Below are 12,664 nucleotides of genomic sequence, written 5' to 3'. Positions count from 1 at the left end.
TGATTGCGGCATTTTAATCAAGTATAGATTATAAATAACACAATTTGCTCAATTGGTCTACAATTGATGTAACGACACACCTTCCGATGTTTGGAGTATTTCGTTAATGAAACCACAAAAAACCATTTGGGTCATTGGCCAGAATATCCCTGATTTCTCACTTCCAGTTGACTTTAAACGCGTTGATTCCATTCACGAACTACCAAAACAGGACGTTTATGCCCTCGTGATTTCCAAAGCCGCGGGGCAAAGCTTTTTGCCCGAACTGGCACAGCTGCGCGCCATGCCGGCTTATCGCTTTTTGCCCATTTTTTATAATGGCATTCCTGGGCAGGAAATCAGCGAACTCTTCGATGGCGCCTTTGATGAGCAGGTGATGCAGAAGGCGGAGGGCATATACCAGCGTCTGGCCCTCATCACCGAAGCCAATCTTGACACGGAAAGCGAGGAGATCATTTTGCTGGTGTATTTGTTTTCTCGCCCGGATTTTAAGCTTAAAGGGTATGTCAATCATCAATCGACGCATATCTTTGATTACCCCCTGTTGACGTTGTTGTTTAACAAAGGCGCGGATTTTGATGCCTGGCGTTTTTTGCAGGATCTGGTGATGCCGGATCTGCTGGCACCGGGTGCATTACTGGATGAAATTCAGACCTGCAATGCCTGCGATTCAGGCCTGCTAAATATCAAGCATACCTGCCCAAGCTGTCATTCCATTAATATCAAGCCGCAGAAATTTGTGCATTGTTATACCTGCGGCAAAATAGGGCCTGTGCCTGAATTTTTAAGGCAGGAGCGCTTGGTCTGCAGCCGCTGCAACACCCGCCTGCGCACCCTGGGAGTCGATTACGACAAACCGCTTGAAGACAAATTGTGTAATGATTGCGGACACTATTTTGCCGAACCGGAGGTCAATCTGGTGTGTCTCGTTTGCCATCGCACCTCCTCAAGCCGTGAACTGGCTTCTCGCCGTCTGTACGAATACACCCTCACCCGACGCGGAGAGTACCTGATACGCGGCATTGAGAAAGGCATTTACCGTAATTTCAATCATTTCTTCAAGGTCATCGATTACGCGGCTTTCATGGCCATTGTCGCCTGGCAGGCCAAGCTGGCTGAACGTTACCCGTCCCTGTATTTCAGCGTCATGACCATGCAGATTACCAATGCCGATCAGTTGCTCGAGGAACAGGGGGTGGTGAATACCGAAAAGCTGTTGGGCGAATTGTTCACCAATTTAAGAAAAATATTCCGCGAAAGCGATCTTTCCTCCCGAATTGAAGGGACGATGCTGTTCTTTCTGCCCATGGCGGATGACGAAGGCTGTACTATCCTGGTCGATCGCATCAAACTGTTTGTGAATCAATTGGCGAAGAACAATAATAATCGTGGCCTGGCTGTTGGACTCAGCTACATTACGTCCACGGAGATGATTAATGCCCAGCTGGAAGGCGAACTGGTCATTAGCGAGTTGCATGCCCGAATCATTGAAAGCAACGTCTGTTTGATTGGTTGTAAAACCGATTGAAAACCTTCTATACTGGACGAATGGTCAATATCGGAGCAAACAATGCCCCTTGGCAGTACACAGTACGGTCAGGCTTTCCCTGTTAATCATCCGGTCAGCGAATCCACCTTTTCCCTCACCCATACCCCCTACGTCGACGCACTCTATCCTGAAAAATTAAAGCTGTCTGATGTCGCGCAGGGAGGACGTACCGGCGATTGTTATTTTCTGTCGGTCCTGAATGCTATTCTGGCGCTGCCTCACGGCGAGGAATGGATACGGCGGCGAATGTTTGAGAAGGATGGGCAGATCCATGCGCTCTTTTTTCGACATGAAAAACCGGAATGGGTGGTGATTGAAAAATCCCTACCTCATTCTTTGGGGTTGTTGAGCAGTGGACCTGCCTGGGTCAGGTTTTGGGAAAAAGCCTACGTGGCCTTTAGCGGCGGAAATTACAAGGTGTTAAGCAGCGGTGACAGCCGCCAGGTGCTGAGGGCGCTTCTGGGGGATATGTCGATGGCGATAGCGACCACTGTTCAGTCGCGAAAGCCGCTTGCCGAATTGTATCAGTCTTCGATAGACGGGTGCTCTGGCTGCGACATTTATACTCTGATGTTTCTGCTGCGCCCCTATGATGCCCAAACCAGCGTCGGCAATGTGGTCAAGCAGGTATTTCATGACGATAAAACCCTCCTTAAGGGCTGGTGGGCCTGGGTTGCCAGCAATAGGGATAAATGGCGGCAGTTGCTTGCAAAAGAGAGCATTCTTTATCACGAAACACTGATTGATTTTATTGAAAAAGAAAAACAACGATCCGGCAACCCGCCGGTCGACGCCATTAGCGCCGTAGAGAGCTGGCTGGCCGCCTGGTGCATTTTACCCCGTAAAATGGGCTACAGTCAGGATGAGTTGAGACTGTATGATGAATTAAAACAGGCTTTCGACGATGAGAGTCCTGTGGTGGTCAGTCCTGGAGCCAATCCGCCTTCTGGAATTATCATTGAGCATACTTATGCGGTTGTGGGTGTACGCCAAAGCGAGTTAAGCCACCGAAAATTCGTTGTTTTAAGAAATCCCTACGCTGAAAATCGCTCTTGGTTTTTTAAATTATTTGCAGCCGGCGGCCGCGCCGCGCGGGAATGGAAAAATTCAGAAACCGGTGCTGTCGAATTTAAGATCAGCACCACGGAGCATTGCACATTTGAAATGGAGCTGCATGATTTCGCCCATGCTTTTTTCTACATCGACAAGGGGTTGCCGCTCAAGAGCGCACTGGATTTGCAAAATGACTGCGACGTGATGTCCTATGGCTATTAACCCCTGAAGCCAGGGGTTACGGGTTATACATTAAAACGAAAATGCATGACGTCGCCGTCAGCGACAATGTAATCCTTGCCTTCCAATCGCAGTTTGCCTGCCTCTTTCGCGCCCTGTTCGCCGCGATGGGCAATGAAGGCGTCATACGCGATGACTTCCGCACGGATAAAGCCTTTCTCAAAGTCCGTATGAATCACGCCTGCTGCCTGAGGAGCCGTGGCGCCTTTACGAACAGTCCAGGCTCGGACTTCCTTCACGCCGGCGGTGAAATAGGTTTGCAGGCCCAGTAAATCATAGCCGGCACGAATGACGCGATGGAGTCCCGGCTCGTTTAGGCCCAAATCCGCCATGAATTCCTCACGATCCGCGTCGTCCAGTTCCACCAGTTCGGCTTCCGTGGCCGCGCACAGGGCAACGACGCTGGCTTTTTCTTCAGCAGCCAGTTGTTTGACCTTGTCCAGCAGGGGATTGTTTTCATAGCCGTCGTCATTGACATTGGCAATGTAGAGTACCGGTTTGGCGGTGAGCAGGAAAAAACGACGCAGGATTGACCATTCGTCTTCGGTCAGCGACAAGGTTCTTACCGGTAAACCGGCATCCAGTTGTGCTTTGGCTTTTTCGAGGACCTGCTTTTCAAACAGGGCTTCCTTATTGCCGCTTCTACTGTTCTTCAACACTTTAATTAATGCCTTGTCGACGGTATCCATGTCGGCCAACGCCAGCTCGGTATTAATGACTTCGATATCGCTTAAAGGGTCAACGCGGCCTTCCACATGAACCACATCCGTGTTTTCAAAACAGCGTACGACATGGGCAATGGCATCGGTTTCGCGGATGTTGGCTAAAAACTGGTTGCCTAAGCCTTCACCGCTGGACGCCCCTTTGACCAGCCCGGCGATATCAACAAACTGCATGGTGGCAGGGAGTGTTTGCTGCGGTTTAACAATGTCGCTTAAGGCGTCAAGGCGGGGGTCAGGAACGGTGACGATACCCACATTCGGTTCAATGGTGCAGAAAGGGTAATTGGCTGCTTCGATGCCCGCTTTGGTCAACGCATTAAACAAGGTTGATTTGCCGACGTTCGGTAAACCAACAATTCCACATTTAAATCCCATGGGACAACTCCTAACCTGTCAAATTCAAAAAATACAGCGTATTGCTAGCGGTGTAATAAATTCATGGCGGCGCCAAAATGGCCCTTCATAATAGCAGGGATGACGGCCACTGCCTGTTCAATTGCATCAAAAATTAATTGCCTGTCCTTAGGGCTTGGTTTACCTAACACGTAGTTAAGAACCATGTCCTTATGACCGGGATGCCCTATGCCAATGCGCAAACGATGAAAATCACCGCTGCCGAGCTGAGCAATCATGTCGCGCAAGCCATTATGGCCTCCTGACCCTCCGCCGGTTTTTAACTTGCTGCGCCCCGCAGGCAAGTCCAACTCATCATGCACCACCAGAATTTCCTGGGGGGCAATGCGATAAAACTGGCTGATTTCACGTGCAGGCAAACCGCTGTGATTCATAAATGTCAAAGGCAAGGCCAGCTTGCAGGGATGGTCACCGATTTCCACCTGTGCCAGTTCGCAATGAAGTTTTTTTTCTGACTTAAACGACGCATTGTGGCGATGCGCCAGCGCGTCGACAAACCAGGCACCGGCATTGTGCCGGGTGTATTCATAGGCGGAGCCTGGATTACGCAAACCAATAATTAATTTTATGGTCATGGAAGTCTTTAAGAGAGTGATAAACAGTCATGTCTGCAAACCGCATCAACGGCCATGCGCTGAGATTGTCAAACGTGTCGCAAAAGTTATTCAAGCCTCCGGGGACAAGAGCCCCCGGAAAAGGCATGGTACGGATTATTCCGCGCCTTCCTCGCCTTCAGCGGCAGAGGTTTCTTCGGTCGCGCCGCCTCTCGGGGCATGGACGCTGACAACAGGCAGGTTATGACTGCCGTCTTTTAAATCGACAGTGAGCTGAACCCCTTTGGGAAGCTTTAAGTCAGCCAGATGCACCACATCATCCAGACTCACTTCGGTCATGTCTACTTCGATGAATTCAGGCAAATCTTTCACTTTGCAGCGGATTTCAAGCTGAGTCATGCTGTGGTTGATGATACCGCCGGCTTTTACGCCTTTGCAGGTGTCTTCATGAATGAAGTGGATGGGAACGTTTTTAACCAGTACGTCTTTTGCCGAAACGCGTTGCAGATCCATGTGCAGGATAACAGGTTTGTAAGGGTGGCGTTGCAGGTCTTTTAAAATGACATGCTCGACTTTGCCATCAACAACCAGATCAAACACGCTGGAATAAATGCTTTCGCTTTCCAGGGCCTTGACGACTTTATTGTGCAATAAATGAATGGCTTGAGGCTTTTTATCGCCGCCATACAGAATACCCGGCACTTTGTTTTCCAGTCGACGCAGGCGGCGGCTCGCACCTTTCCCCATGTCGACTCTTGCTTGTGCTTCCAGAACGATAGATGACATATAAAACTCCAAATTAAAGTAAATTCCCCGCTTAACCCGCGACCAGGGTAAATCCTGAAAGTACAGGATGGGGTGGCGTAGTATACAATAATTTAAAATCAACTTGAAGTCGCAGCGTTAATTTCATAGAATATGCAACTTTGTTGAACTTGTGAAAGCCAAAGAGGCCAGTGGAGATATAGTTATGTATGCGGTAATCAAGACCGGCGGTAAGCAATACCGCGTCAAAGAGGGTGACATTCTTAAACTGGAAATGCTGCCTGGTGATGTAGGTAGCGAGATCAGCTTCGCTGACGTGTTAATGCTCGCAGACGGCGATAAGTTTACTTATGGCGCGCCACTGGTGAAAAAAGCCGTTGTTAAAGCGGAAGTGCTCGATCACGGTCGTCACAAAAAAGTAAAGATTATCAAGTTTCGTCGTCGTAAGCACCACATGAAACAAATGGGTCATCGACAATATTATACGCAGGTCAAAATTACTGCGATTAGCAAGTAAGAGGGGAAACTAATGGCTCATAAAAAAGCAGGCGGTAGTACACGTAACGGCCGCGACTCGAATCCTAAGTACCTTGGTGTCAAGCGTTATGGCGGACAGCTCGTCAATGCGGGTGAAATCCTGGTACGTCAACGCGGTACCCGTTTCCATGCCGGTGAAGGCGTAGGTTGTGGTCGTGACCATACCTTGTATGCCCTGGTTGGCGGACGCGTTGAATTCATTATTCGTGGCGCCAAAAACCGCAAATTTGTCAAAATCGTTGCGGTAGAAAATTAATCCTGCACAGCTCCGTACATCAGACCAACCCGTTGGTCTGACTACTGAAGTCGTGTTTTAAGCCCCGCTATAAGGGGCTTTTTTCGTTTAAGAGATGATGTCACCATGAAATTTGTCGACGAAGCAATCATTAAAGTAGAAGCAGGAAATGGCGGCCATGGTTGCTTAAGCTTCAGGCGCGAAAAATTCGTTCCCAAAGGCGGTCCTGACGGCGGTGACGGCGGTGACGGCGGCAGTGTGTTTCTTGAAGCAAGCTCTGATTTAAATACCCTGGTGGATTTTCGCTATCAGCGTCACTACAAGGCCCAGAATGGCCAACCGGGTATGGGAGGTAACTGTACCGGTAAAAAAGGGGATGATTTAATCATTAAGGTCCCGGTCGGCACCATGGTCTTTGACATCGATACGCAGGAATTAATCGGGGATATCAAACAGGCAGGCGATCGTTTGTTGATAGCCCAGGGCGGTTTCCATGGCTTGGGGAATACCCGCTTTAAAAGCAGTGTGAATCGCGCGCCAAGACAAACAACCCAGGGCACTCCGGGTGAAGCGCGCCATTTACGACTGGAGTTACGCGTTCTGGCCGATGTAGGCCTTTTGGGGTTGCCCAATGCCGGCAAATCCACCTTGATTCGCGCCGTATCCAGCGCCAAGCCCAAGGTGGCGGATTATCCGTTTACCACCCTGCATCCGGGCTTAGGCGTAGTGGATGTTTCTTCCCACAAAAGTTTTGTCATGGCGGATATCCCCGGTCTGATTGAGGGTGCGGCGGAAGGAGCGGGTCTTGGGCATCGCTTCTTAAAGCATTTGTCACGCACTTGCATTTTGCTTCATGTGGTGGATATTGCACCGCTGGATGGCAGTGATCCAGTCGTTTCTGCTAAAGCGATCATCAATGAGCTGGCAGAATACGATCCGGAACTGGTGCATAAACCCCGTTGGCTGGTCTTAAATAAAATGGACATGCTCCCTGACGAGGAGACACGGCAGCAGGCCATTGACCAAGTGGTTAAAGGCCTGAATTGGGAGGGCAAGGTGTATACTGTTTCAGCCATTAAAGGCGACGGCACCAAACAGCTATGTTACGACCTCATGCAACTCATTGATGAGATGAAAGAGGCGGAAACTCAGCCACTCCGCGGCGATGTGGACGACTAGCGGGCTGCGATAGGGCAATTCCCGGCCTTCCTGCCCCTGTTTTTTTGCTGACGTGTAGGCAATTCTGACTTCTGTGGTGGTACCCGTGTCCTGCTGGTGCCAGTATGCCTCTAAACCGGTGATGTGAAAATGCAGCGGTTGCGGTGTCTGGCTGTTGAATTTCAGTAAGGGGTAATTCTCAGGCTGCTGCAACAGGCGTTGTAAAACCCCACCCGTGGCGTCATCCTGAATGGAAAGGCGTACGCTCCGGGCGAGGATCAGATCACGCAAGGCTTCGGATGCTTTTTTCTCGGTGGTGGCAATGGTGTGCGGTGCGACGATGGGTTCGATGATTTCCCTGACCTTTGCAACCAGTGATTCGCGGCATCGGACTTTGCACTCCACATAAGGGGTTTCGAGGCGGTAGCCGGTTTCACAATCCAGCGCCTGGACAGCCTCATCAATCTGTTGAGCAATTTGACTCTCCGCCACACCAAAGACACGCCATTTTAACAGGGTTTTATCGGTGTGCGCTGAGGCCTGCAAAAGAGGCAGCACATGCTGGTTGAACATGGGCAGGCATTCCCGGGGCGGGCCAGGAAGCAGAACCAGTAATTTGTTTTGCCAATAACAATAGCAGCCCAGAGCCGTGCCATTGGGGTTAGGGAGCAAGGTAGCCCCTGGAGGAAAAAGAGCCTGCTGCTGATTGCCGGGGCTTAAACTTAACGCACTGTGGCGCAGCCGTGTCTGAATGTGCTCCAGCGCCTCAGGGAATTTTTCCAAACCGACTCCCATCAGGCGGGCAAGGGCGTAACGGGTACGATCATCCGACGTGGGGCCAAGACCGCCTGTTATTAAAATAATATCATGGTGACTGGCGAGGTAACTTAAGGATTGATAAATCTGCGTTTCATCGTCGCCGCAGGTCATGTGCAGACCCAGAGCGAGGCCGTCGGCATGCAGGGCGTGAGCAATTTGCTGGCCATTGGTGTTGAGCGTATCCCCAATGACAATTTCATCGCCAGTGGCAAGCAGGGCTGCGGTCATTGAGCTTACTCCTTTTCGACTTCAACCTGGTGGATGGTAACCTGTTGCACAGGCATTTCAATTCCCTGCTCATCAAAAACCTGTTTGATTTTTTCCTGCAGGCTGTTTTTTATGGTTTGCAAATCGCCATTTTTAGCCCAGACCATCAATTTTAACTGCACGGCGTAATCGGCAAAATGTTCAATAATGACCGTGGGTTCAGGCTCTTTCAGCACATTATCGCAGGCTTCAGCCACTTCTTTAAGCAGTCGTTTGACTTGCTCAATGTTGCATTGATAGCTTACTCCCAACAGCACGTCGATACGGCGGGTCAGAAAATAACTTAAGTTAAAGATTTCCGATTTCATCATCGATTCGTTAGGAATACGAACCAGCGTATTGTCCGCCGTGCGTAATTTGGATGAAAGCAGATCAATGGATTCCACGGTTCCTCGAATGGTTTTCACTTCAATGGTGTCGCCGACTTTAAAGGGTCTTTCAAAGAGTAGAAAAATACCACTGATTAAATTGGATGCGGCGGTTTGCGAAGCAAAACTCACGGCCACCGTGAAAACACCGGCTGCACCCAGCAGTACGCTTAGATTGAAGCCAAGATGCTGCAGGCCAGTGACAAAGAACATGATAAAAATAATGTAAAACGTGGCGCGACGGACCAGTTGCGCATGATGGCGCGAAAAGCGTTGAGCAATAGGGATGGCAACAAAATGGCTCACCTTTTTTGCCAGGAAATAACCAAAAACGAAAAGCCCCAGCGAATAGGCGAGGCTGATTAATTTGGCGGAATGGATAAACGTCATACTCTTTCTCTAAACGGGTATTGCCGCCGGGGCAGGCAATGGTGAAATGGAACGGGAATCCTTGCCGATACCGGGATGATGAAGCAGGAAGTGTTGTAAATCTTCCGGCGTTCCTAATCCCCACATGGCGTCCACTGCATAGGCTTTAAATTTCATGCCTTCCGCGATGCCTTCGTTATACACCGGCGCCACATAAAATTCATTATTGACGCGGATGTTCTTAGCAATCATCTGGCGGGCATGGCGAACATAGTCTTTGCCGCGGGTCCAATAATAAATGCCGACCGTGGCCTGATTGGAAATGACTTCCTTTTCCCGCAGTTGGGTGACATTGCCCAATTCATCCACTCGGATATAGCTCCACTTTGGGTGGGTGCTTTCGAACGTGAGTATACCACCATCGACATGCGGTGCGTTCATGGCATGGAAAAAGGCGCCGCTTTCCCATTCCACGTATTGATCTGAATTGGCAATCAACAGTGGGGCGTCATTGTTAATGTAATCGGTAGCCAGCAGGGTACTGCAGCAGGCGCCCTCAGTAATGCCGTCGGTGATAAGGATGCGGCATCCAGGCGCAATAATTTTAAGCAATGACTCCAGATGGTAGGTTTCATAATGGTCGCGCCGGACAATAAAAATAAAATTGGCCTGAACATTGAGATTTTCGACAGCCAACTGGATCATCGGTTTATCGCCAATGCTGATAAGCGGCTTTGGAAAAGTAAAGCCGGCATTGACAAAACGGCTACCGGCGCCGGACATGGGAATGACCACATTCAGGCTATCATCATGCCATTTGGCGGATTGCACGCGGCGTTGCATGTCCTGATAAATTTTGCTGATGCACACTTCCGCCGGGCTTTTCACCGCGCAAAGGTTAGCGCCGGATGACAACGCGGCGGTACGGCCAACGTAGGAATCTTCAACAATCAGGGTTTCCTTGGGCAGTACTTTTTCTTTCATCATTGCAAGCCAATACATTTCAGGATGTGGCTTGGCGGACAGTACATCCTGATTGGAAATGAAATAATCAACGTATTGCATAAGTCCCATTTTCAGCAGGACCAGTTTGATGGTTTCACGAATGGAATTGGAGCAGACATAAATTTTTAAGCCATCCGCTTTAAGCCGCTGGAACAAGGCCGTGATTTGCGGATCAGGTGCAAGCATTTCATCAATGACCTGAAAAGTGAGGGCTTGTTTTTTATGCCAGATGGACTGATGAAAACTGACATCAAGCCCGCGTTGCTCGCTCAATAATTCCAGTTTTCGCTGCGTGCTTAAGCCGTCAAACAATTGCAGGTGATCTTTTTTACTGATGACATAACGCTCGCCCACTTCAGCCAGGGCGCGATTTAAGGCGACAAAGTGATGCTCGCGGGAATCAACCAGCACGCCATCCAAATCAAAAATCACCAGTTTGATATTCATTCTTATTACTCCATTACGTCTTTTTGGCGATCAAGGTAGGGAATCAGCTCCCGACAATGTTTCATTATTTGTTCATGGATCGGCGGCAGCGTCAGGTAGTCGCCGTAGAGCTGAGTCAGTATGGCTTCCGCCTGATTAATAATGTTGAACTCGGCGGATTCAAAGCGTGCCCGTTTTAAGGGGTAGATCGCCGTTAACGGCAGCAGATTGCTGTTGACGCAATCAAAACCATAGCCTGAATAAGGGCTTTTGCTGGCATTGGCTTGGCGGATAATCCCCTGAAGCAGCGAGTCGAGCCAGTGTTTGGGAATCAACTGACCGAGTAGTTCATAAAGGCGTGGATGCCCTCCCAGCGGCAGAGGGCAGTATTTATGGCGGCTTAGGCGCACTGTTTTTTTTGCAAGCCATTTGTAGAGTTTTCGTTTAACCGGATTGGCGGGCATGTGATCATAGACAAACACATCGATGAATATCCCCTGATGGTAAGGTTCATTCCCTCGTTCATGCCATTCAATGAAACGGCTGTCTTTATCGCGAATCTTTAAAGGGACGGCGAGATTATAATAACCCGGGTCCGTTTGTGCTGTTTGCAGCCACAGGTGCTCAGGAAGCAGTGCGGGAGCCAGGCGAAGGAATTGGTCATAGCTTTCGCGGGGCATGGAAATGTCCATGTCGTCATCCCAGGGAATGAAGCCCTGATGACGCACTGCACCCAGCAGCGTTCCCCCTTCCAGCCAGTAATCCAGTTCATGCTGCTGGCAAATGTCATCGACGACTTTCAGCATCTCCAGCATTTTTAATTGTGCCTGCCGCAATCGGCCATCCTGCTGAGCATTGTCCGCAGCGGCAGAGAACGTGACCCCGGGTTGATGCAGCATGAAAGTTCCTTATTCGAGCAAAGAAAAGAGTATACCTGTTATCAGGATGTCTGGGTATAGAACCCGGTTACCGACGTTGCTCAAGCGATTCGGTCAACTGCCTTAATTCATCCGCCTTGTCGCCAAATGGCTCAAGGGAGGCGAAGGCTAAGGAATAATGGTGTTTAATTAATGACTGCAACTCCGTTTTGCTGTGCAGGGCCGCGAAGGTCATTTTCTCGTTTTCCAAGTCGGAAGCCCGCCCCTTGCCATGGGTTTTTTCCGCGTACTGATCCAGGTAGTCATCCTGCATTTGAAAAACCAGACCCAGATGGGCTGCGAATTCACGAATGGCTTGAGCAGCGTCTGGTTTGACATCCGTTGCAGCAGCAAGCGGCATGGTGGCGCAGGCAAGAATCAGTTGACCGGTTTTGAGCGAATGGATAAAACGCAGACGTTGCTCATCGATCCCAGGCTGGCTTAACTCGCTTAAGTCAAGGCATTGGCCGCTGACCATGCCCGAGACGCCAGTGGCTTTCGTCAGGGCATTTGCCACGGCAACCACTTGCGTGGCAGGCAGGTAAGCCGGCAGTTTATTCAAAAGAATTTCAACCGCCATGCCCTGCAGGCCATCGCCTGCCAGGATCGCGGTTGCTTCGTCAAAGGCTTTGTGGCAGCTTGGTTTTCCGCGACGCATGTCGTCATCATCCATGGCCGGTAAATCATCATGAATCAGGGAGTAGGCATGCGTCAACTCAATCGCAGCCGCCAGGATGTCCAGGCAGGCGAGGTCGATTTTCAGCAATTGACCAATGAGATAAACCAACACCGGCCGTAAACGTTTTCCCCCGGGAAACAGAGCATAGGTAATGGCCTCTTTCAGGCGCGGGGCTGCGATATCATAGTCAGCCAGCAACTGTTTTAAGTACTCATCATGCCGATGGGCGTGGCGTTCTATGATTTTATTGCTCATCAGTGGCATCATCGACAGAAATTAAATGGTGGCTGGTCAGCATTTCAATTTTCTGCTCAGCCTGAGTCAATACTTCCTGGCATTGACGGGCCAAGGCAATGCCTTTTTCAAATTGCTTAAGCGAGTCTTCCAGGGACAATTCGCCTTTTTCAAGCTGCTGGACGATGGCTTCCAGCTCGCTGATTGATTGTTCAAACTGAACGGGTTGGGTCATGAGCAAAACCTTTGAGCAAAAGAGGGAGTATAGCTTTTTAGTTTAAAGTTTCAACGGGTTCTGTGAGAATCCCTGGCTCACAGCCCCGTTTCCCGAAACAGGTAGAGAATACTCTTTT

General features: G+C 49.8%; 14 protein-coding genes. 5 read left to right on the top strand and 9 right to left on the bottom strand.

Going from position 1 to position 12,664, the window contains the following annotated elements; genetic code table 11:
• The first annotated feature begins 106 nt into the window (after positions 1–106).
• Both DYE45_RS11625 and DYE45_RS11620 read left to right on the top strand, forming a co-directional pair.
• Positions 107–1,528, top strand: coding sequence for a TackOD1 domain-containing metal-binding protein (locus DYE45_RS11625; protein ID WP_108293057.1), 1,422 nt, complete (start codon positions 107–109; stop codon positions 1,526–1,528).
• 42 nt (positions 1,529–1,570) lie between these two features.
• Positions 1,571–2,824 carry a C2 family cysteine protease gene (locus tag DYE45_RS11620; RefSeq protein ID WP_108293059.1) on the top strand — a complete coding sequence of 418 codons (1,254 nt, stop codon included), beginning with the start codon at positions 1,571–1,573 and terminating at the stop codon, positions 2,822–2,824.
• A 23-nt stretch (positions 2,825–2,847) separates the two neighbouring features.
• Here DYE45_RS11620 and ychF read toward each other — a convergent pair whose 3' ends face one another.
• The 3 genes from ychF to DYE45_RS11605 form a co-directional block, all read right to left on the bottom strand.
• Positions 2,848–3,939, bottom strand: coding sequence for a redox-regulated ATPase YchF (gene ychF, locus DYE45_RS11615; protein WP_108293061.1), 1,092 nt, complete (start codon positions 3,937–3,939; stop codon positions 2,848–2,850).
• A 44-nt stretch (positions 3,940–3,983) separates the two neighbouring features.
• Complete coding sequence (pth, locus tag DYE45_RS11610) at positions 3,984–4,553, bottom strand: aminoacyl-tRNA hydrolase (protein WP_108293063.1); 570 nt, start codon at positions 4,551–4,553, stop codon at positions 3,984–3,986.
• Between the two features lie 135 nt (positions 4,554–4,688).
• Positions 4,689–5,318 carry a 50S ribosomal protein L25/general stress protein Ctc gene (locus DYE45_RS11605; RefSeq protein ID WP_108293065.1) on the bottom strand — a complete coding sequence of 210 codons (630 nt, stop codon included), beginning with the start codon at positions 5,316–5,318 and terminating at the stop codon, positions 4,689–4,691.
• A gap of 184 nt (positions 5,319–5,502) precedes the next feature.
• On the opposite strand from DYE45_RS11605, the gene rplU reads away from it, so the two are divergent.
• From rplU to cgtA, 3 genes are all read left to right on the top strand, one after another.
• On the top strand, positions 5,503–5,814 hold the full coding sequence (rplU, locus tag DYE45_RS11600; RefSeq protein WP_058526811.1) for a 50S ribosomal protein L21: 312 nt from the start codon (positions 5,503–5,505) through the stop codon (positions 5,812–5,814).
• A 12-nt stretch (positions 5,815–5,826) separates the two neighbouring features.
• On the top strand, positions 5,827–6,090 hold the full coding sequence (gene rpmA / locus DYE45_RS11595) for a 50S ribosomal protein L27 (RefSeq protein ID WP_058526810.1): 264 nt from the start codon (positions 5,827–5,829) through the stop codon (positions 6,088–6,090).
• A gap of 105 nt (positions 6,091–6,195) precedes the next feature.
• Positions 6,196–7,248 carry an Obg family GTPase CgtA gene (gene cgtA, locus DYE45_RS11590; protein WP_108293067.1) on the top strand — a complete coding sequence of 351 codons (1,053 nt, stop codon included), beginning with the start codon at positions 6,196–6,198 and terminating at the stop codon, positions 7,246–7,248.
• Here the strand turns inward: cgtA and DYE45_RS11585 are convergent.
• The 6 genes from DYE45_RS11585 to DYE45_RS11560 form a co-directional block, all read right to left on the bottom strand.
• Positions 7,168–8,274 (bottom strand): competence/damage-inducible protein A, encoded by a 1,107-nt coding sequence (locus DYE45_RS11585; protein ID WP_108293069.1) that lies wholly within the window; start codon positions 8,272–8,274, stop codon positions 7,168–7,170. The two genes, cgtA and DYE45_RS11585, sit on opposite strands and share 81 nt — an antisense overlap.
• 5 nt (positions 8,275–8,279) lie before the next feature.
• Positions 8,280–9,071: a mechanosensitive ion channel family protein gene (locus DYE45_RS11580; RefSeq protein WP_108293071.1), complete on the bottom strand. Its 792-nt coding sequence runs from the start codon at positions 9,069–9,071 to the stop codon at positions 8,280–8,282.
• Between the two features lie 9 nt (positions 9,072–9,080).
• Positions 9,081–10,502 carry an HAD-IA family hydrolase gene (locus DYE45_RS11575; RefSeq protein ID WP_108293073.1) on the bottom strand — a complete coding sequence of 474 codons (1,422 nt, stop codon included), beginning with the start codon at positions 10,500–10,502 and terminating at the stop codon, positions 9,081–9,083.
• A gap of 5 nt (positions 10,503–10,507) precedes the next feature.
• Positions 10,508–11,380, bottom strand: a complete 873-nt coding sequence (locus tag DYE45_RS11570; protein WP_108293075.1) for a LicD family protein — start codon at positions 11,378–11,380, stop codon at positions 10,508–10,510.
• Positions 11,381–11,447: 67 nt separating this feature from the next.
• Positions 11,448–12,332 (bottom strand): polyprenyl synthetase family protein, encoded by an 885-nt coding sequence (locus tag DYE45_RS11565; protein ID WP_108293077.1) that lies wholly within the window; start codon positions 12,330–12,332, stop codon positions 11,448–11,450.
• A complete protein-coding gene (locus DYE45_RS11560; RefSeq protein WP_108293079.1) occupies positions 12,322–12,546 on the bottom strand; it encodes an exodeoxyribonuclease VII small subunit in 225 nt (74 codons plus the stop codon). Before DYE45_RS11560 ends, DYE45_RS11565 begins: the two co-directional genes overlap by 11 nt.
• Between the last annotated feature and the right edge of the window lie 118 nt (positions 12,547–12,664).

The organism is Legionella taurinensis (assembly GCF_900452865.1).
GTDB classification, from domain to species: Bacteria; Pseudomonadota; Gammaproteobacteria; order Legionellales; family Legionellaceae; genus Legionella_C; species Legionella_C taurinensis.
Note: the sequence above shows the minus strand (reverse complement) of the source record. Positions and strands in the feature narration are given on the sequence as shown.